13 protein-coding genes are annotated in these 21,052 nt (G+C 56.8%); 6 read left to right on the top strand and 7 right to left on the bottom strand.

Translation table 11 applies throughout. From position 1 onward, the window contains the following. The first annotated feature begins 44 nt into the window (after positions 1-44). Positions 45-956 carry a LysR family transcriptional regulator gene (locus ASD8599_RS19645; RefSeq protein ID WP_108830480.1) on the top strand — a complete coding sequence of 304 codons (912 nt, stop codon included), beginning with the start codon at positions 45-47 and terminating at the stop codon, positions 954-956. 5 nt (positions 957-961) lie between these two features. Here the strand turns inward: ASD8599_RS19645 and uraH are convergent, their stop codons facing one another. After that, a complete protein-coding gene (uraH, locus tag ASD8599_RS19640; protein ID WP_108830479.1) occupies positions 962-1,315 on the bottom strand; it encodes a hydroxyisourate hydrolase in 354 nt (117 codons plus the stop codon). A gap of 145 nt (positions 1,316-1,460) precedes the next feature. On the opposite strand from uraH, the gene puuE reads away from it, so the two are divergent. The 3 genes from puuE to ASD8599_RS19625 are packed head-to-tail and all read left to right on the top strand — an operon-like array spanning position 1,461 to position 4,868. Further along, entirely contained in the window at positions 1,461-2,897 is a 1,437-nt protein-coding gene (gene puuE / locus ASD8599_RS19635) for an allantoinase PuuE (protein WP_108830478.1), read from the top strand. Then, a complete protein-coding gene (locus ASD8599_RS19630; protein ID WP_108830477.1) occupies positions 2,894-3,379 on the top strand; it encodes an ureidoglycolate lyase in 486 nt (161 codons plus the stop codon). The genes puuE and ASD8599_RS19630 overlap by 4 nt, the downstream gene beginning before the upstream one ends. A gap of 55 nt (positions 3,380-3,434) precedes the next feature. Next, the gene (locus ASD8599_RS19625) at positions 3,435-4,868 is read left to right on the top strand and encodes a uracil-xanthine permease family protein (protein WP_108830476.1); all 1,434 of its coding nucleotides are present in this window, start codon (positions 3,435-3,437) and stop codon (positions 4,866-4,868) included. A gap of 79 nt (positions 4,869-4,947) precedes the next feature. On the opposite strand, the gene bhcD is transcribed toward ASD8599_RS19625, so the two are convergent. From bhcD to bhcA, 4 genes are all read right to left on the bottom strand, one after another. After that, positions 4,948-5,913, bottom strand: coding sequence for an iminosuccinate reductase BhcD (gene bhcD, locus ASD8599_RS19620; protein WP_108830475.1), 966 nt, complete (start codon positions 5,911-5,913; stop codon positions 4,948-4,950). A gap of 97 nt (positions 5,914-6,010) precedes the next feature. After that, positions 6,011-7,174, bottom strand: a complete 1,164-nt coding sequence (bhcC, locus tag ASD8599_RS19615; protein ID WP_108830474.1) for a 3-hydroxy-D-aspartate aldolase BhcC — start codon at positions 7,172-7,174, stop codon at positions 6,011-6,013. Between the two features lie 14 nt (positions 7,175-7,188). Beyond that, positions 7,189-8,154: a beta-hydroxyaspartate dehydratase BhcB gene (bhcB, locus tag ASD8599_RS19610; RefSeq protein ID WP_108830473.1), complete on the bottom strand. Its 966-nt coding sequence runs from the start codon at positions 8,152-8,154 to the stop codon at positions 7,189-7,191. Then, positions 8,154-9,344, bottom strand: a complete 1,191-nt coding sequence (gene bhcA / locus ASD8599_RS19605; protein WP_108830472.1) for an L-aspartate--glyoxylate aminotransferase BhcA — start codon at positions 9,342-9,344, stop codon at positions 8,154-8,156. The genes bhcB and bhcA overlap by 1 nt, the downstream gene beginning before the upstream one ends. A 169-nt stretch (positions 9,345-9,513) precedes the next feature. Here bhcA and bhcR point away from each other — a divergent pair, with 169 nt between their 5' ends. Further along, on the top strand, positions 9,514-10,362 hold the full coding sequence (gene bhcR / locus ASD8599_RS19600) for an HTH-type transcriptional regulator BhcR (protein ID WP_108830499.1): 849 nt from the start codon (positions 9,514-9,516) through the stop codon (positions 10,360-10,362). 16 nt (positions 10,363-10,378) lie between these two features. Here bhcR and ASD8599_RS19595 read toward each other — a convergent pair whose 3' ends face one another. Further along, entirely contained in the window at positions 10,379-11,203 is an 825-nt protein-coding gene (locus ASD8599_RS19595) for a bifunctional allantoicase/(S)-ureidoglycine aminohydrolase (protein WP_108830471.1), read from the bottom strand. A 288-nt stretch (positions 11,204-11,491) separates the two neighbouring features. Continuing rightward, the gene (locus ASD8599_RS19590) at positions 11,492-20,743 is read right to left on the bottom strand and encodes a DUF7933 domain-containing protein (protein ID WP_108830470.1); all 9,252 of its coding nucleotides are present in this window, start codon (positions 20,741-20,743) and stop codon (positions 11,492-11,494) included. Between ASD8599_RS19590 and ASD8599_RS19585 the strand changes: the two genes are divergently transcribed. Beyond that, a complete protein-coding gene (locus tag ASD8599_RS19585; RefSeq protein WP_108830469.1) occupies positions 20,735-20,956 on the top strand; it encodes a hypothetical protein in 222 nt (73 codons plus the stop codon). The two genes, ASD8599_RS19590 and ASD8599_RS19585, sit on opposite strands and share 9 nt — an antisense overlap. Positions 20,957-21,052: the final 96 nt, after the last annotated feature.

Here is a 21,052-nt window from a genome sequence, read left to right as displayed (position 1 = left end):
GGTATTGCTATGAAAAGCCAAGCTGTATCAAAAAAAGCAATATAATGTCCTATTTCGAAAACATCCGCACCTTTGTTCGTGTCTACGAGCTTGGCAGCATGTCCGCGGCCGGACGTGATCTGCGCATTTCGCCGGCTGTGACGTCATCAAGAATCTCGCAGCTGGAAGACCATCTGGGCGTCAGGCTGTTTCAACGGACAACCCGCAACCTGAATGCGACCGAGCAAGGCGAAGCCTTTTATCGCGGGGCCTGCGAAGTGCTGGAATCGATAGAAGCGGCCGAAGCACAAGTCACTGACATAACGGACAGCCCACGCGGGTCCTTGTATGTCGCGGCCCCTTTGGGGGTTGGGCGCAGGTTGATTGCGCCGCAGGTGCCAGCGTTCCTTGCAGAATATCCCGACGTCAGTGTGCGGCTTAGGCTGACGGACCGAAAGGTTGATCTGACAACCGAAGGGTTGGACCTTGCCTATTTTCTGGGCCAACCCGAAGACAGCAACTTGCGGATCAAAAAGATCGCCGATGTTCAACGCGTTCTTTGCGCTGCCCCGCGATATATTGCATCACATGGGCACCCTTCATCAGGCAAAGACCTTGTGAAAGACAAACACGAATGCCTCAATCTGCGCTTTCCAGGCGCCAAGGAATTTCAGTGGCCTTTGATGACTGCGTCCGGAATGAAACGGTTTCCAGCCGCGGGACGATATGAAAGCGATGATGGTGACGTGTTGACGGATTGGGCGCTGGCAGGTCACGGGATCGCCCTGAAACCCGTGTTTGAAGTCGCCCAGTACCTAAAATCCGGCGCGTTGGTTGTGGTGTGCGAAGACACGCCACCAGAACCCATTCAAATGGCCTGCTTGTTTACGCACCGGAGGCATCAGGACCCAAAGACGCGCTTGTTCATGGACTTTGTGTCGGATCGCATTGCCGGATCATTCAACGAAACGGCATAACCGCATCAACTGCCCCGATAAGTCGAATAGCTGAAGGGTGAAACCAGCAGTGGCACATGGTAGTGTGATGCCTCTGACATGCCGAACCGGATCGGGATCACATCAAGAAACCGCGGTTCTTCTGGTGGTGTTCCTGTGCGGTCCAGATAATCGCCTGCGTGAAACACCAGTTCATAGATGCCGGTTTCAAATTCTACGGCAGGCAAGATTTGTGCGTCGGTGCGCCCGTCGTCATTTGTTGCGACAGACTTTAAGAATACCCGATCTGCGCCATTGATCTTATACAGCTCAATTTTCATGCCTTGCGCAGGGCAGCCGCGCGCCGTGTCAAGAACGTGGGTCGTGAGATAACCGGACACTCTAATTTCCTCCTCATTTTTGTGCACAATCTGACAATAGAATGCAAAATACGCAAACCCTGACCTTCCAAACGCTCCTTCGTGTTTTTTTTGAAAAACATATCTATTGTTTTGAAATACAAGATCCCTAACAAGGAGACCCAAAGTGCAAAGATACCCGCGCGACATGACCGGATATGGTGCGACGCCACCCGCAGCGAATTGGCCGAATGGCGCCAAGATCGCAGTCCAGATTGTGCTTAATTATGAGGAGGGTGGCGAAAATAACATCCTGCACGGGGACGCCTCATCCGAAGCATTTTTATCAGAGATCACTGGCGCCGCAGCCTGGCCCGGTCAGCGCCACTGGAACATGGAATCGATCTACGAATATGGGGCGCGGGCCGGGTTTTGGCGGGTTCACCGGATGCTCAGCGCCCTGCCAGTAACAGTTTACGGTGTCGCGACCGCCCTCGCACGTGCGCCCGAACAAGTCGCAGCCATGAAAGACAGCGGCTGGGAAATCGCCAGCCACGGCTTGAAATGGGTCGAACACAAAGACATGCCAGAGGCCGAAGAACGGGACCAAATCGCCGAAGCCATTCGCCTGCACACCGAAGTCACCGGTGAAGCCCCGCGCGGCTGGTACACAGGCCGGTGTTCCAACAACACGGTACGATTGGCGGCTGAAACGGGGCAATTTGCCTATGTCGCGGACAGCTACGCCGATGATCTGCCCTATTGGATGCAATTTGAGGCACCCGAACAAAAGCCCGAACAAAAGATCGACCAGTTGATCGTGCCCTACACCATGGATTGCAACGATATGCGCTTTGCTATTCAGGCGGGCTATACCAACGGGGACCAGTTCGAAAGCTATCTCAAAGACAGCTTTGATTATCTTTATGAGGAAGGGCAGGCGGGTGCCCCCAAGATGCTGTCCATCGGGTTGCATTGCCGTCTGATTGGCCGCCCCGGACGGGCCGCCGCCCTGCGCCGCGCCATCAATCATATGAAGTCACACGAAGGCGTCTGGTTCGCCACACGGCTCCAGATTGCCGAACACTGGAGGAAGGAACACCCACCAGTGGCCATGACACGCCCTTCTGAAATGGACCGCAAGACCTTTGTCACGGAATTTGGCGGCATCTTTGAACACAGCGCATGGATCGCAGAAGCGGCCTATGACGGCGAACTTGGTCCAACCCATGACAGCGCAGCCGGTGTGCATCAGGCGCTTGCACGGGTGTTTCGCAGTGCCAGCACAGACCAACGGCTTGGGGTTTTGAACGCACACCCCGATCTGGCCGGCAAACTTGCATCCGCAGGCCGGCTGACGGCGGAAAGCACCGCAGAACAAGCGGGCGCGGGGCTGGACATGCTCACGGACGAAGAACGTGCCACATTCACAGCACTCAATGACGCATACACCGCAAAGTTCGGGTTTCCCTTCATCATTGCCGTCAAGGACAACACCAAAGCCAGCATCGTCGCGGCATTTGAACGCCGCATCAGCAACGACCGCGCGGCGGAGTTTGCCGAAGCCTGCGTGCAGGTGGAACGCATCGCGCAATTGCGCCTGATCGAAAAGTTCCCGACATGACAATCCGCATCAAAACCAGCACCCTGACCGCAGACGCCTTTGCGCCCTACGGCGATGTGATGCAGGCATCGGGTGCCCCCGACAAGATGATAAATCAGGGCAAATGCGGCCGCTTTCACGATCAGGCGCAGCTGGATTTCACGGACGGGCAGGCAGGTATCAGCATCTTCAAGGGCGAAAAGGAAACACTGCCACTTCGGCTTGAAATGGTCGAACGACACCCGATGGGCAGTCAGGCCTTTGTGCCGATGTCAGCCGACCCGTTTCTGGTGGTTGTGGCACGTGATGACAATGGCACCCCGCAGGATCCAGTCGCGTTCATCACAGCACCGGGCCAAGCGATCAACTTTCACCGTGGCACATGGCACGGCGTTTTGACCCCTTTGTTCGAACCGGGATTGTTTGCCGTTGTGGACCGCATCGGAGACGGCGCAAACCTGCAAGAGCATTGGTTCGAAACGCCCTACATCATCGAAGAATAAAAAACAGCTAGGCCAAACGCCAGCGCAAAGCATCACCTAGGGAGGGACAGTCACCATGACAGATGCATCCATCGGGACACCGGAACAGCTTCGGGATCCAAATTACACACCGGCTTTGCACAAGGCCGTACCGCTGGGCATCCAGCATGTGCTGGCGATGTTTGTGTCAAACGTCACACCTGCGATCATCATCGCGGGGGCGGCCGGGTTCGGGTTCGGGTCCGACGCAGGCGCACAGGGTTTCCCTGACATGACCTACCTTATCCAGATGTCTATGCTGTTTGCGGGCATTGCCACGCTGTTTCAGACAATCGGTCTGGGACCGGTTGGGGCGCGTTTGCCGATCGTTCAAGGCACGTCCTTTGCCTTTATTCCAATCATGATTCCGCTGGTCGCGGGCAAAGGCGTCGAGGCCCTGCCTGCGCTCTTTGGTGGTGTTGTCATCGGGGGCCTGTTTCACACTTTGATCGCGACGTTCATCGGCAAAATCCGCTTTGCTTTGCCGCCTCTGGTAACCGGGCTGGTTGTGACGATGATCGGTCTGGCCCTTGTCAAAGTCGGCATTCAATACGCCGCGGGCGGTGTGCCCGCCATCAACAAGCCCGAATACGGATCGCTATTGAACTGGTCCGCCGCACTGGTTGTGATCTTTGTGACGCTTGGTCTGAAGTTTTACGCGCGCGGCATGTTGGCCGTTTCTGCTGTCGTGATCGGCATCATCGTTGGGTACTTCTATGCCATGACGATGGGCATGGTGACACTTGAGGGCATCGCCACAAGCTGGGGCCGCGCGGCGCCGATCGCCTTCCCGATGCCTTTCAAATTCGGCTTTGAAATCAGCATCGCTGCGGTTGTCGGTTTCTGCCTGATGGCCTTTGTGTCTGCGGTAGAAACTGTCGGTGACGTATCCGGCATCACCAAAGGTGGCGCGGGTCGCGAAGCAACAGACAAAGAGATTTCTGGTGCGACCTATGCGGACGGTGTGGGGTCTGCGGTGGCTGGCATCTTTGGCGGCTTTCCAAACACATCGTTCAGCCAGAACGTGGGCCTGATCGCCATGACAGGCGTGATGTCACGCCATGTCGTGACCATCGGCGCGGTCTTTTTGATCATCTGCGGTTTGATCCCAAAAGTGGGTGCTGTGATCCGCACAATCCCCATCGAAGTTCTAGGTGGCGGTGTGATCGTGATGTTTGGCATGGTTGTGGCAGCTGGTATTTCGATGCTGTCAGACGTGAACTGGAACCGCCGCAACATGGTAATCTTTGCGATTGCCCTGTCGGTTGGGCTGGGTTTGCAACTTGACCCCAAAGCGGTTCAATATCTGCCAGACACACTGCGTATTCTGATGACGTCAGGCCTGTTACCTGCTGCGCTGATTGCCATCGTTTTGAACCTGATCCTGCCAGAAGAGCTGTCTGATGAAGCAACCGAGGAAGTCTCGGGGGGAATGCAGGGGCATGGGGAAGGGTCCTTGAACAACAAGTAAACGACACACCCCACCGCTGTGATCAGCGGTGGGGTGCTATTCTAACTGATTGCCTTAGGCAGATGCCGGGTGGCAGGTCTTAAAAATCCACCTCTATGGCCACGCCGCTTTCCACAGCCAACGCGACAACACGTGCTGCCACTGCAAGGTCTTGCAGGCCAACGCCAGTGCCATCAAACAACGTGATCTCATCGTCTGATGTGCGGCCCGCATGGGTGCCGTTGATCACTGCGCCCAGTTCATGCACGTCACTTTCCGCGATCAAACCGGACCCCACTGCATGTTGCGCTTCGCCGATGCTGATGGATTGCGCAACTTCGTCTGTGAACACCGTGGATTTGGCGAGCAGGGTGGCTTCGACTTCTTGTTTGCCCTTGGTGTCGGTGCCCATGCAGGCGATATGCGTGCCGGGTGCTACATGATCGGCCATGATTGTGGGCGCAAAAGTAGAGGTGATGGAAATCACAACATCCGCCTCAACCATGCCCTCAAGGTCGACCGCTTCAAACGGCACGCCCGCTTCATTGGCGATCTTTTCAATGTTGGGCAACATTTCGGGGTGGTAGTTCCAGCCGATGACTTTCTCGAAGGCGCGTTGCTCAAGGGCGGCGCGCAATTGGAATGTCGCTTGATGGCCCGCACCCACCATGCCCATCACCTTGGCGTCCGGACGCGCAAGATGCTTGATCGACACAGAGGACGCCGCCGCGGTGCGCAGGGCCGTCAGCAGATTGCCCCCAACCATCGCGCGGGCCATGCCGGTGTCGGGATCAAACAAAAACACAGTAGACTGGTGATTGATTGCACCATGCTTTTCCAGATTGTTGGGCCAGTAGCCACCCGCTTTCAGGCCAAGCGCCATACCGGCTTTGTCAAACCCGCCTTTGAACCCGTAAAGGGCTTCTTCATGGCCAATCGCTTCGCGGATGACCGGAAAGTTGTAGGCGTCTTTTGAAGCCATGGCAGCAAAGACTCCTTCAACGGCATCAAACGCGGCGTCGCGCGTCATCAGGTTTGCGATTTCACGCTCAGGTACGATCAGCATTGGTGTCTCCCATAAAAAATGCGCCCGGACGAGCGCGCTTATGACAAGCGCACGCCCAGGCGTGATCTGGTCCGACCCGTGGTCAGACCCCTTAATCTCAGTAGGCTTTGCCGCGTGCAGAAACAGGCCAGACCGTCTCAACCTTGCCGCCGCGCACGCCCACGTACCAATCATGCACGTTGCAGGTCGGGTCACAGTGGCCGGGGACCAGACGCAGCTTGTCGTTGACCTTCAAGACGGCATCCGGGTCGGCAACAACGCCGTGTTCGTCCGAACATTTCACATATTCGACGTCATCGCGCCCGAAGATGAAAGGCAGGCCGCTGTCCACTGATTGCGCCTTAAGACCCGCGTCCACGATGGCCTTGTCGGCTTTGGCGTGGGACATGACTGTGGTCAGGATAAACAGCGCGTTTTCCCATTCGTTTTCGTCGATGCGGTTGCCGTCCTTGTCCAGAATGCGGCCATAGTCCGCGTCCATGAAGGCGTAGGATCCGCACTGCAGTTCGTTGAACGCGCCTGAATTGCTTTCAAAGTAATAGGACCCTGTGCCGCCGCCGCCAACGATGTCACACTCCAGCCCGTTGGCCTTAAGGCCGGCGATGGCATCATGCACCATGTCGATGGCCACTTGGGTTTTGCCTTGGCGTTCGTCGTAAGAATCAAGGTGTTGCATAGCGCCCTGATAGGCTTGAATGCCTGCAAATTTCAGACCCTCTGCCGCGTCGATCATTTTGGCGATGTTGACCACCTCTTGGGTGGAGGTCACACCGCACCGGCCCGCGCCGCAGTCGATTTCGACCAGACATTCGATCTGGGTGCCATGACGCTGCGCGGCCTCTGACAGGTTGGCGACGTTTTCCGGATCATCCACACAGCACAATGTGCGAGCGCCCAATTTTGGCATACGGGCAAGGCGGTCAATTTTGGCAGGCTCTGTGACTTGGTTGGACACCATCACGTCTTTGATCCCGCCGCGGGCGAACACCTCGGCTTCGGACACCTTCTGACAGCAGACGCCACAGGCGCCGCCAAGGCTTTCCTGCAGTTTCGCCACATCGACGGACTTGTGCATTTTTCCATGGACGCGGTGGCGCATGCCGTGGGATTTGGCATAATCGCCCATCTTCTTGACGTTGCGCTCAAGCGCATCAAGGTCCAGCACAAGGCAGGGTGTTTGAATGTCCGCTTCGTCCATGCCGGGTTTGGCAGGAATGTCATAGCCGACCTCGTAATCGTCGAATTTTGTGTGCGTGTTCATATCATAACTTCCCTTCACTTAAGCCATGGCAGCGTGTCAAGATCGACATTGCCGCCGGTGATGATGACGCCGATGCGCTTGCCTGCGAACCGGTCTTTGTTTTTGAGAATGGTGGCCAGTGGCACTGCGCAGCTTGCCTCGATGACCATGCGCAAATGTTTCCAGGACAGCTTCATCGCGTCGATGATTTCTTCTTCGGACGCGGTGTAGATGTCGGTGACGTGGTTGGAAACGAAATGCCATGTCCGTTCCTTCAGCGGCACCAACAACCCGTCAGCAATCGTCTTGGGCGCGTCATCTGCAATAATGTGACCCGCTTTGAAACTGCGATAGGCGTCGTCTGCTTGTTCAGGCTCTGACGCAATAATCTGCACCTCGGGGGCCAATGTGGACAGCGTCAGGCAAGTGCCTGAAATCATGCCGCCCCCACCAATAGGCGCGACCATCATATCCAGACCATCCAACTGTTCGATGAATTCCTTGGAACAGGTGCCCTGTCCGGCAATCACGCGCGGATCGTTGTAGGGGTGTACAAAATCACCCCCAGTGGCGGCTTGGACTTTGGCAAAGGTTTCTTCGCGCGAAGTCGTGGACGGTTCACATTCAGTGATGTTGCCACCGTAGCGTTTCACGGTGTCTTTCTTGGCCTGCGGGGCCGTGCGCGGCATAACCACATTACATGGAATACCGCGCCGCATCGCAGCGTAGCTAAGGCAAGAAGCATGATTGCCCGAAGAATGTGTGGCCACACCTTTTTTCGCCTGCGCCTCGTCCAGCCCAAACACGGCATTGCTGGCGCCACGCACCTTGAAAGCACCCGGTTCCTGAAAGTTCTCGCATTTGAAATACAGCTCTGCCCCCGTCAATTCGTTCAGAAACGCAGAGGTTCGGATCGGGGTGCGTATGATATGCGGTTTGATCCGCTCATGCGCCTCCAGCATGTCCTGATACGTCGGGATATAAAGGTCATCGTCCAACATTATGCTGCATCCTTGATGATGGCGGCAGGGTTGGCGCGGTAATATTCTTGCGCCGCCGCAACCCCGGACCCCAGTTTGATATTTAGCCCCAAATCGGCCATGCACATTTCAGCCGTCGCCAAACCGCTTAGCATCATCACATCGGTCAGACTGCCCAAGTGGCCGATGCGGAACACCTTGCCCGCGACATCACCCAGACCCACACCAAAGGCGACGCCGTAAACCTGATCCGCATGGGTGACGATGTCGGTGGCGTTGAAACCGTCCGGCGTTTTGATCGCACTGACTGTATCAGAATAAACGTCAGGCGACGCGGCGCACAGTTCAAGCCCCCATGCCGCAACCGCCAAACGTACACCTGTAGCAATGCGCGTGTGACGGGCAATGACGTTGTCGATGCCTTCGTCCAGCAGCAAATCCAACGCATGCTTCAGGCCGTTCATCAGCCCAACAGGAGGCGTATAGGGAAAGGCGTTGTTGTCGTACCCGTTTTGCATGTCCTTGATGTCAAAGAATGCGCGCGGCAGGGTCGCCGTTTCGCTTGCCGTCATCGCCTTGTCAGAAAAGCCCACAATGGCAAGGCCCGCAGGCAGCATGAAGCCCTTCTGGCTGCCGGTCACGGCAACATCGACGCCCCATGCGTCAAAACGGAAATCCATCGACGCGATAGAACTGACACCATCAACAAACAACATCGCAGGGTGGTTTGCCGCATCAAGGGCAGCCCGCACAGCGGCAATATCGGATTTGACGCCAGTGGCTGTTTCGTTGTGGGTGGCCAGCACGACTTTGATTTTATGGTTGGTGTCGGCTTTCAGAATTGCGGCGTATTCATCGGCAGGCAATCCATGACCCCAAGGCGTTTCGACAACCTGAACGTCCAGACCGTGACGCTGGCACATATCGATCCAGCGATGGGAAAACATGCCGTTACGCGCGGCCAGCACGGTGTCACCGCTGTTCAGCGTGTTAGACAGGGCAGTCTCCCAACCGCCTGTGCCGGTCGAGGGGAAAATAAAGATATGGGCGCTTTCGGACTTCAGAACCTTGCGCACACCATCAAGGCAGGGATGCAGGATGTTTCCAAAGATCGGCGACCGATGATCAATCGTCGGCATGGAGCAGGCTTGGCGAATGGCTTCGGGCATATTGGTCGGACCGGGAATGAATACAGGATTCTGAAAGCTCATTGTCGTCTCCTTTGCATCGTTGACCTTGTTTTACCCGTCCTGATCGCTTCATGATATTTTTTTGAAATCATTTTTCGTTTGGCAAGAAATAGTAATAACTGTGTGTTGTCAGTTGCTTGCATTTTTCATATGATGAAATATTATTCCGAAAAATATTGTGGTGCATTTGATGGACAGCCAAAACAACGAATCCGGCCAAGGTCGCAAAGCCCGTGGGCGTCCGCGCGACTGGCATGACAAAACAGCCCAAAACACGATTAAATCGCTGGATCGCGCGATGGAGGTGTTTGAATTTCTAAGCGAGGCACAGGGCAAAACCCTAACCGGACTTGCCACTGATCTGGGCCAATCCCCCGCAACGATCTATCGCGTTCTGGTGACACTAGAGGGCAGGGGCCTTGTCGAATTTGATGCAACCGAACAGGTCTGGCACATCGGTTCGCAGGCGTTCATCATCGGTTCGCGGTTTCTAAAACGCACCAGCCTGGTGGATCGCGCCCGCCCCATCATGCGCAATCTGATGGAAGACACCGGCGAAACCGCCAACCTTGGCATTGAACAAAACGGACATGTTCTTTTTGTCAGTCAGGTCGAAACGCACGCCAGCATTCGGGCCTTCTTTCCGCCGGGCACCTTGTCGCGGTTGCATGCCTCGGGGATTGGAAAAGCACTGCTGTCGGAAATGGATCAAGGGCGCATCGACAAGTTCCTGTCAGATGCACCCTTTGAACAGTTCACCACGTTTACCTTAACCCAACCGCAATTGCTGCTGGAAGATCTGGTGCAAACACGCGCTCGCGGGTACGCGATTGACGGAGAAGAACGCAATCTGGGAATGCGCTGCATTGCGGCGCCAGTTTTTGATGTCCACGGAGAAGCGGTTGCCGGTATTTCGGTCTCGGGTCCCACATCGCGTGTTGGTCTGGAACAGATTGCAGACCTAAGCAAAGCGGTTGTGGCGGCGGCCCAAACCCTGACCGTCGCCATCGGCGGCGCGGCGAAAACACCACAATCCTGATCTAGACAGTCCTGATTTAGACCGACCGCAGCGCCATGTGCCGGTTCACGTCCTTGTACAACAAGTACCGGAATTTGCCGGGACCGCCCGCATAACAGGCTTGCGGGCAAAACGCCCGAAGCCACATGTAATCGCCGGCCTCGACTTCAACCCAATCCTGGTTCAGACGATACGCGGCCTTGCCTTCCAGCACATAAAGCCCGTGTTCCATCACGTGGGTTTCCAGAAACGGGATCACCGCCCCCGGCTCAAACGTGACAACGGTCACATGCATGTCGTGGCGCAGATCGGATGGGTCAACAAAGCGCGTCGTCGCCCACTTTCCATCCGTGTCAGGCATAACGGTCGGGGCTATATCGTTTTCGTTCGCAATAACGACGTCAGGATGATCCAAACCTTCAACAGCCTCATAGGATTTGCGAATCCAGTGAAACCGCAACATCTCGTCTGTCGTGTTGCGCAGTGTCCACTGTTTGCCAGCCGGCAAATACGCGTAGCCCCCGGGCGTCAAAACGTGGCTTTGACCATCCATAACCAGCGTGGCGGCGCCTTCGACCACAAACAATACGCCCTGTGCGCCAGCGTCGGTTTCGGGCCGATCAGACCCGCCGCCGGGGCCCACTTCCATAATGTACTGCGAAAAAGTTTCTGCAAAACCGCTTAGGGGACGGGACAGAACCCACAGACGCGTGTGGTCCCAGAAGGGCAGAAAGCTGGTGACGATGTCGCGCATCGTGCCTTTGGGGATGACAGCGTAGGCGTCCGTGAAGACGGCGCGATCCGTAAGCAGTTGGTCCTGACCGGGGTGACCGCCTTTTGGCGCATAGTAGCTTGCGGGCATGATGTCTCCTAGCGTCGCAGAATATGCGCGATTGTAAGCGGAGTTTTCAAAGTTTCCATTGCGAACTCACACACAAATGTATTCTGAATTTTTTGATAATCTGCAGCACTTCTTTGGAATTACAAACGTATGGCGCTGACACTGGAAAAGGAACTGGCGGGCTATAGCTGCACAGGACATGGCGCAAACAAACGCAATTCATTTACCATAATGTTAATTATGGGACAAAGTAGGCACATTGTTTTCAGGCCGCGGTCCAAGGGGCGCGAACACCCCTTGGATGCGTGATTATTTCCGACCGATCGGGATCGTAATCTGCGCTTTGACGCCCCACGCTTCGAAATCGGATTTGCCGATGCCATCGTAGTTGGCACCCAGTTCGACACGCGTTCCGTAACGGTTGGTCAGCTTGACACCGGCCTCGATACGCGCCCGGAACCCATCGGTTTCTTCTGCGCCGTCAGCAATGCCGCCCGTTGCTTGGGTTTTCTGACCAAAGTTATAGATCCCGTTGATCGTAAACGAAGGCTGCACCTGCAGATTGTTCCGCGCAACATAGCTGGTTGAGAACGTCGGACCGAATTTCAACTGGCCCAAAGATTCCTTCACCGACGGCACCAGATTGTTGTTGCTGTCGATGTAAGCATCCGACGTGTCTTCGATATAAGACAAGCCGACATTCGGGGCCACTGTCCAGTCGCCCCACTCGTAGTTACCAGACAAGGACACATCTATCAGAAAGCGTTCTGTGTCGAACTTGTCCGTGTAGGTGTTGAACGGGCTGATGTCGTTGGTCGAGCGGCCATAGGCCAACCGCCCGTCCAGTACCAAATTCGGCGCCAAGCGTGTGGTGAGATAGGGTCCGACCATCCAGCCCGTGCCGCTGATGGACGACGTCGCCCCGTTGTCTTCCATGGTATCGTATTGCACCAGAAAGCCCGCCAACAAGTCTTCGCTAAACAGATAATCCGCGCCCACATAGGCAATCCCGAAGTGACCGCCAGAGCCATTTGATCCATCGAACTCATTGTAGCTGGCTTCAAACCACACATCGAAACGACGGTTTTTCAACGTCGTGGTGTAGGTGTCGTCGCCATCGCTGGCCAGCTGGAACATCACGGCTGCGCGTTCTGCTTGGGCCAAAGACGTGGACAAAGAATAGCTGCCTGACCCAAGTGACAGCAGGTTGAAGTTCACCGGATTGATGGCTTTCAAATCGCCGCGTTGGAAGGACAACGTCTCGGATGTCCCGATACCTTGGTTCAAACGGTCCATACGACGGCCGCTGCTGGGGCCGTTGGACAGGATCAGGTTGTTCCGGCGGGCCAGAAAGTCGCTGATGATTTCGACAGTTTGCGCCGTGGTGTTTGAACTGGTGTAGGTGCAGGTGATCGCCTCGTTCGGGCCAACCACCAGCGTCAATGCGCCCGTTGCCACATCCACGGTACTGTCGCTGTCCGAACAGCTTAGCGCTGTGTTGCTAAAGCCCGAAGGCCGCGTTTGCGTGACGGTGTAAGTTCCCACCGGCACATCCAGCGGCCCGACCGACCCTGTGCCGCCCGATGTTGTAATCGACGTGTTCAACGATACGGCTGTGGACGCAAAGGTGAATGTCCCGTCATCATCGCTGTTTTGCACAAAGGTGACGTTGCCATCGGGGTTCACAACAACAACCAAAGGCGTTGTCGGTGCGCTGGCAGCGACTGAGCCCACGGAAGATGTCAGCGTTGCACTGACAGTGCCCGGTGTGCCGACGCTTGTCGATGTCAGCGGAACACTGACCGCACATGTTGTTCCGGGTGCGATGCTGCCGCCTGCAAAGCTGGCGGAACTGGCCCCCGGCGTCGCAGTCACGGTGCCGCCGCAAGACGACGATGCGTTCATGCCGATAACACTGCGTGCACCACCCCCCGCCACAGTCAGGCCTGCAGGCAAATTAGCCGTAAATCCAAGCGATCCCACTGTGATCGCATTGGCAGAGTTATCAACCGTGAACACAAGGTTTGTCACAGCGCCCTGCACGATCTGGGGTGGTTGGTATTCTTGGTTGAACAGCGGCACTGTCGCCGCCTCAACCGTCAAAGCAGCCGCCGCTGGACCCGAATTGCCAAGCGACGATGTCAGATCACCCGATGCGCCGTTGACGGTGCCAACTGTGCCGGATGTGACATCAACGCTGATGGCACAGGTGGTCGCTGCATCAACTGTGCCCGCGCTAAAGCTGATGGACCCACCGCTGGCCGAGATACTACCGGCCGAACAAGTCGTCGATGCGTTGGACGGTGACGCCACCGTCACACCAGCGGGCAAAAGATCGGTAAAGGCCAATCCAGTGGCTTCGATGTTGGCGGTGTTGTCGATGGCATAGGCCAGGCGGCTTGTGCCACTTTCCGTGATCGTGCTTGGCACGTAGCCTTTGGAAAAGGCAGGGGCAGCTGCCGCCAGAACATCAATAGACGCCGTGGCCGCCGCACTGGATCCAAGATCAGACCCCAATAGCCCCGTGACGTTGTTGTAGGTGCCTGTGGAGCTTGCCGTCACATCAACGCGGATGTCACAGCTTGTCGCGGCAGACACAGTGCCACCTGCAAAGGTGATGCTGGATGCGCCTGCCGTGGCTGTAACTGTCCCAGCAGCGCAGGTCGTGGACGCATTCGGCGTGGCCGCAACAGTCATGCCAGACGGCAAAGGATCGGCAAAGGTGACGCCTGCAACGTCGATAAAGCTGGTCGAAGCATCCACCGTCAGGGTTAGCGTTGTCACATCGCCCTGACTGATAGACGCCGCCGCAAATGCTTTGGTGAAGACAGGCACAGGCGCGCCTGTGACCTCCAGAACCGCCGTTGCCGTGCCGGAATTGCCCAGATCAGACGTCAGATCGCCTGTGACAAGGGTCTGCGTTCCGACGGTGACCGCCGTGACGTCTATCGACACGTCGCATGTGCCAAACGCATCAATCTGACCCCCAAGGAAGGTAAAGGCATTCGCCCCTGCCCCGGTTACAAACCCGCCACCCGTACATGTGGTTGACGTGTTTGGCGTTTGCGCAACGGTCATGCCTGCAGGCAAAGAGGTCTCAAACCGCAAGCCCGCCACACCAAAGGACGCCGTGGAATGGTCGATGGTATAGGTCAGCGTCGCAACTTCACCCTGCGTGATGGTTGTTGGGGCAAAGACACCCGTGAAGGTCGGCGCGGGGGCTGCGTTCACTGTCAACGATGCTGCCGCTGTGCCCGAATTGCCAAGCGATGATGTCAGATCACCTGTCGCCTGATTGGTTGTGGCCACCGTTGTGGACACAACAGTCACATCAACAATACAGTTCGCGCCTGCCGCGATGGTCGCGTTGTTCAGGCTTATGCTAGCGCCTGTGGCAATAACGGTCCCGCCGCAGCTTGAGGTCGCATTGGGTGTTGGAGCGATGGAAATACCCGCCGCCAGGCTGTCAAGGAAGCTCACCGATGTCGCCTCGATCCCCGCTACGTTCGAGATGGAGTAACTCGCGGTCGTTGTCTCACCCTGCGTGATTGTGTCCGGCGTGTAAAGTTTCGTAAAGCTCAGAACCGGTGCGGCAGTCACCGTCAAGGACGCTGTGGCCCCTGTGGCGCTGCTGCCTTCGTCCGTGGACAGAACGCTGGATGTGGCTGTCGCCGTGCCGGTCGTGGCAGATGTCACATCCACAGACACCGTACAGCTGCCCCCCGCCGCAATGCCCAGACCGGAGCCTGCAAAGCTGCCGCTGCCTGCGGTCCCTGCCCCGCCGCCTGCACTACAGGTCGTGGCCAGGTTCGGCGTATCCGCGATAACCACATTTGCAGGCAAGGTTTGCGTGAAAGCGCCCCCCGTGCTGGCGATCAGGGACGTGGAATTGTCCAATGTGTAGGTCAGCGTCGACACGTTGCCTTGCGTGATCGTGGCAGGCGCATAGGCCGCAGCGATCGTGGGCAGAGGGGCCGCTTGCGTGACCAATGTGGCCAAAGCCGCCCCGCTGGCTGCAAGGTTGGAGGTGAAGTTGACCGACAAGTTATCGGTGCCATCCACGACAGCTTGCAGATCATAGGTGTAGGTACACGATCCGCCCGCCGCGACTGTCGCACCGCTAAGACCGATTGTGGTGCCACCGTCCGTGGCTTGAACCGTGCCAGTCACCCCTGCCCCTGTGCAAGATCCACCCGCATTCGCCGGCGTCGCCACAATCAGGTTGGATGGCAATGTTGTGCTAAATGCGCCTGTGTTTGCCTCCACTAAGTTTGCACTGTTGTCGATTGTGACGGTCAAAGTGGACCCGTTGCCTTCAATCACCGTGGCCGGATTGAACGATGCAGATACTGCGGGCGCCCCTGCGGCGGTCACATTCAATGTCGCAGACGCCGCAGCAGTCGTACCAAGCGATGAGGTCAGCACGCCAGTTGACACAAGCGTGTCGCCTACATTTATTCCCACAATGTCAAACGACACCGAACATACCTCGGCCGCTGCCAAGGCACTGATCGCCAGCGATGCACCGCCTGCAACCGGGGTGCCAGAGCCGTTGGCACAATTGTCTGTCGCATCCGGAGTGGACGAAAAGGAAACCCCGGCCGGGAAGATCAAGCTGGAGGCAAAGCCAGTGGCATCCACCAGTGACACATTGGTCACTGTCAGGGTCATGCGGCTTTCCGCGCCTTGTGCGATAGAAGTCGGGTTCAGGACCATTGTGTAGGTGGGCAATGGCGCGGCTGTGACGGTAAAGCCAACGGCCCCTGCCCCGCTGTTGCCAAAGTCGGACGTCAGATCGCCCGCAGCAATCGATGCCGCACCCGCCGTGATGGATTTCAACGGAATGGTGACGGTACACGACCCACGCGCCGGAGCAGTGGCACCACTTAGGCTGAAGCTGGTTGACCCGGCGGCCGCAGTCAACGTCCCGCCTGTACAGGTTGTTGCAGCGGTTGATCCCGTTCCGATTGTGGCCCCTGCTGGCATCGTCTTGCTGAAGGCAAGGTTGCCAGCCGCCAACGCATTGTCGGTGTTGGTGATTGTGTAAACGACTGTGGTTTCGGCACCTTGCACAAAGCTGTTTGGCGATGCGACACCTGCAAAGACAGGAGGCGTCGGTGCTGTGGCAGTCAGGCTTGCGGCTGTACCTGTGCCTGTTGGCAAATTCGCTGACGTCAGATCGCCGCCTGTCACGTTAAAGGTGGTGGCGGCACCCGCCACAACGGTGCCGGTCACCTGACAGGACGCGCTTGGCGCAAGGGTGACACCGCTTAGGGCAAAGCTGCTGCCGCCGCCTGCCGCGACAAGACTTGCGCCCGAACAGGTGGTGCTTGGCGCTGCTGCCGTTGAGGAAATCACCAGATTGGCTGGCAAACTGGTCGTGCTTGCACCGCCCGTCATCTCCAACAGCGACGGGTTGGTGTAAGTCACGGTCAAAACGGATGAATCACCCTGATCTACAGTTGTCGGGCTGAAAGATGTCACAATCGTTGGCGCGGGCGCCGTTGTCACCGTCAGCGTATCTGTGGCTGCAAGGCTGGTGCCCAAAGACGATGTGGGCGCGGTGGTTGTGTTAACCAGACCGCCTGCCGTGATCGCGCGGACATTCACCCCCAACGCACAGGTCGTGCCAGCCGCGATGGTGCCACCGCTATAGGCGAAACTGCCGCTGCCTGCGACGGCGGTTGCTGTACCACCCACGCAAGTGTTCGTGATGCCGGGCGTCGGCGCAATCGCCATGCCTGCGGGCAAGTTGTCGGTGAACGCGAAAGCCGCCGCGTCAAGGAAACTGGCCGAGTTATCCGCGGTGAACGTCACCCGGGTAATGTCGCCCTGCGCGATAGATGCAGGTGCGAAAGCCTTGGCAAGTGTTGGAACCGGCGCGGCAGTCACAGTCAAACTTGCGGACGCGCCCGCAGCGGTGCCGAGTGATGTCGACAGCGCGCCTGTGGTTGATCCGTTTGCGCCGATTGTCGTGGATGTGACGTTATAGCTGATGACACACGATGCCCCCGCCCCGACGCTGCCCCCGGAAAAGGCCAACGACGCGTTGTCTCCTGCGGGTACTGGCGTTCCGCCACATGTGTTTGAAGCGAGGGTTGTCAGGGTCACGCCTGCTGGCATGACATCTGCAAAACTCATAGCGGTCGCGGCAGAGGCGGCCACAGAGTTGTCGATTGTATAGGTCAGAACCGATGCGCCGCCCTGAGTGATGCTGGCAGGCGCAAAGGCTTTGGCAAAGGTCGGCGGCAAATCATTCACGGTCAAGGATGCCGTGGCCCCGTTTGTTGCAGTCAAACCATTGGCAACCAGATCGGATGTTGTGCTGGTAAAGCTGCCGCCTGCGGCAGATGCGGGAATATTCACCGTAACGTCAAAGCTACAGTTTTCACCAGCAGCCAACGCACCGCTTGTCAGTTGGATCACACCAGAACCGCTGACGCTGCTTCCTGCGCCACAGGCATTTGCGCCAGGCAAGGCGTTTACGGTCGCCCCCCCTAGGTTGGTCGTGATGTCGTCACTGAATCCGATGCTCGACAAAGACGCCCCGCCAACAGGGTTGTTGATGGTATAGGTAACAACCGTCGTTTCCGCCGCATTCGCAGGGTCTGGAGCAATGGTTTTTACAAAAGATGGCGCATCCGCAGAAAACACAAGGATGGACGCAGACGCCGAAGGGCCTGAAATCGCCACCCCGCCAATGGTGCCGGACACTGTGCTGGTGGTGTTGGTGTATTCCGCAGGTGGTGTGCCCGCAGGAATAATCACATCAAAGCGAATCGTACAGGTGCCACCCGCAGCGATCGAATTCGGGGTGATGTTAACGGTGTCGCTGGCCGCAATGCCACCACCGCCACAGCCAGACAGGTTCGCCGTGCCGGTGTTGTCGCGCAAAGCGCCGGGGATAAAATTGCTTAGGTTGTCAGAGATTGAAATGCCTGTCGCAGCCGTGGTTGTATTGGTGTTTTCGATGGCGATGGACACTTCAACAGTGCCACCCGCCGCCACACTTGCCGCCGCAAACGACGTGGTCACATTCAGGGCTGTTGTTTCTACAAACAAGCGACTGGACGCAGTATTGCCAACCACAGATGCACCATTCACCGATGCCTGAACATTGCCGGTTGTGGTTCCATAGTCACCTTCTGCAGCACCTGCCGGCACCCGCAACATAATATCAATCTGGCAACTGCTGCCTGCGTTGATGGTGCCGCCCGAGAAAATGACAAAAGTCGTTCCCGACAAGCTACCCCCACATGTGTTGGACGCAGCCGCAATGTTTTCTGCCGCAAGCCCGGACAATGCGCTGCTCACGTTCCACGTAAACAATGCACTCGTTGCCGCATTGCTTGGATCATCATTGGTCAGGGTGACAATCGCAGGCACCAAAGACCCCGGCAAGACAGGCGTCGACGAAATCGCCATATCTATACTGATCGACGATACCGTCAGATCCGCAGAGGCCGCAGGGAAGGTGACTGTTGTTGTGCCATCGCTGGCTGTCAAAGCGCTTGTGGTATTGGTGTATGTACCAGAAGCCGCCGCGGCCGGAACGCTGACAGGCACCGTGATTTGGCAATTCGCACCCGGCGCCAAAGAGGCCCCCGTCAAAGAAATAAGCGTGTCACCTGCGGATCCGGTCAGATTACCGCCACAGGAATTTGACGCGCTGCCGATATTGGCCGTGGCCCCCGCCAGCATTGCACTCAGGTCATCCGAGAACGTGATGTTCGTTGCCGTAACGGGGTTTTCCGCTCCGGCGGCCAAGTCAAAGACCAAGTTTGCCGTGCCACCCGGGGCCGTACCACTCTCAAAAGACTTCGAGAAAGACAGATTGGCATCCCCTGTCACAACCAATGACGCCGTTGACGCAGGCACCGCAACAGTGGAACCGCCCGATGTCGCTGTCGTGGTATCAGAGGTGTAGCTGTAGGTTCCAGAATTCGCATCAGCCGGAATGGGCAGCGTCACAGTCAGCGTGCAGCTGGCACCCGGCCCCAAGGACCCGCCCGACATCGAGAAATTGGCAGGTGTCGCATCACTGGGGGGTGGCGGATTGAAGCCGTTGTTAAAGGTAAAGGAACTGCCCGCACCACACGCACCGGCAACAGGGGTCGAATTGGCCGATGTCAAAACGATACCCGACCGCAATTCAGTTCGGAACGCGATGTCAGAAATTGACGTGGCGCTGCTTGGGTTGGTGATTGTAATAACGTAGTCGGTGGTGCCGCCGCGCACTGCATCTGTGAAGCTGGTGGTCACAGTAGGTGCCGCACCACCTTGCACCGTCAACGTCGCCGTCGATCCGTTTCCGGAAATTGGTGTGCCAGACAAAAGACCCGTCACATCGGCGGTTTGGTTGGTATACGTATCTGGGGCAGCACTTGCGGGCACAAACAGATCGATAACAACCGTACAGCTTGCCCCCGAGGCCAAGGTGCCGCCGCTATATTGGAACTGCTGAAGCCCACCCAGCGCAGGCGAACCGCCACAATCATGTGATACCAAGCCGTTGATGCTTGCGCCTGCCAAGGCCGGAGACAACGTGCTGAAATCATCCGTAAACGCGATGGCCGTCACGTCATCCGGGCGGCTGTTGTTGCTGATGGTGTAGGTGACGCGCGACAGGCTGTCTGGAACCGCGATCCCAGCATATGTTTTCAAGATTTGCAGATCAGAACGCACAACATTCAACGTGGCGGTGGATGGCCCAAGATTCGCGCCACCCGCTGACAAACTGCCCGATGTTGCAACATAAGATCCGGGATTTGGGGCCGAGACGTTAAACGCCAAAACGCAGCTTGCGCCAGCATCAAGTGCCGGAAACGACGGCAAGAAACCGTTGGCAAACAAGGACACAGATGACCCGCCCGGGTCCGCCGTCACAGTCGCTTGAAACGTCGCGTTGCCACATGTCGATTCAAGCACCGGCGTATCCGAAATTGTCATGCCGCTTGGCAGAGTTTCACTAAAGCTTATCGATCCAACACCATTTGCCTGCGAGGTATTGTCGATCAAATACGTCAGGCGCGTCGTTTCACCGGCGTTGATCGTGCTGGGCGAAAAGCTTTTCGAAAAACTGGCCGTGCTGTCGGCGACGGTGAAGCCGGTAGAAGAAGATGTTGTTATGCCGATGTCGGACGACAGATTAAACGCAGGGATTGTATACGAATTGGCCACAGACGACGTCACGCTTGTCTGTACTGTGCACGAAGTAGACCCCGGCAATTGCCCGCCACTGAACGAAATAGTGCTGCCGCCTGCAGCCCCGCTCAGAGTTGCATTGGTACAATCGGTTTGAGCCGGCGAGGACAGTGTGACGTTTGAGGGTAACGACAGGTTAAATGCAAGTTCACGCGCACCGGAAGAGCCGCTGTTGTTCAACGTGATCGTCATTTGCGATGTGCCGTTGGGGGCGATCGTGTTGGGCGACAAATTAACCGACGGCAGAACTTGGGCCATCGCAGCCCCTGCCCCGCCTGCAAGCATCAAGATCATTAGGAAAAATGCGCGAATATGCGCTGAAATTCCTAGGGCTTTCGCCAATGAAATATGCTGCATGATTACCCCTTCGGTCTGCAACTGTCTAAAAAGACTTATAAAAAACTCAGTAAAACACGTGCCGCAATGTCGGCGAAATTCGGCCTGATTTTGCATGGCAGCCATCAAAAAACAACAAATCTTTGTGAAAAAGTCGTTTTTCACGCTCCAGTTGCGGCAAATGCACAACGTCAAAGCGTTGCGAACGAGGCACCACAGCATTTTGGCGTGTGATCCAAGGTATCCACAAAAGTGTCCCCTTCCCGGATCTCAAAGCACAGCACCCCCGCAATAAATGCTGGAATGTCTTACTTTCGTTACACGCAAAGA

Origin of the sequence: Ascidiaceihabitans donghaensis, assembly GCF_900302465.1 — a bacterium.
GTDB classification, from domain to species: domain Bacteria; phylum Pseudomonadota; class Alphaproteobacteria; order Rhodobacterales; family Rhodobacteraceae; genus Ascidiaceihabitans; species Ascidiaceihabitans donghaensis.
The sequence above is the reverse complement of the archived record's forward strand: the minus strand, read 5'-3'. Positions and strand labels throughout refer to the sequence as shown.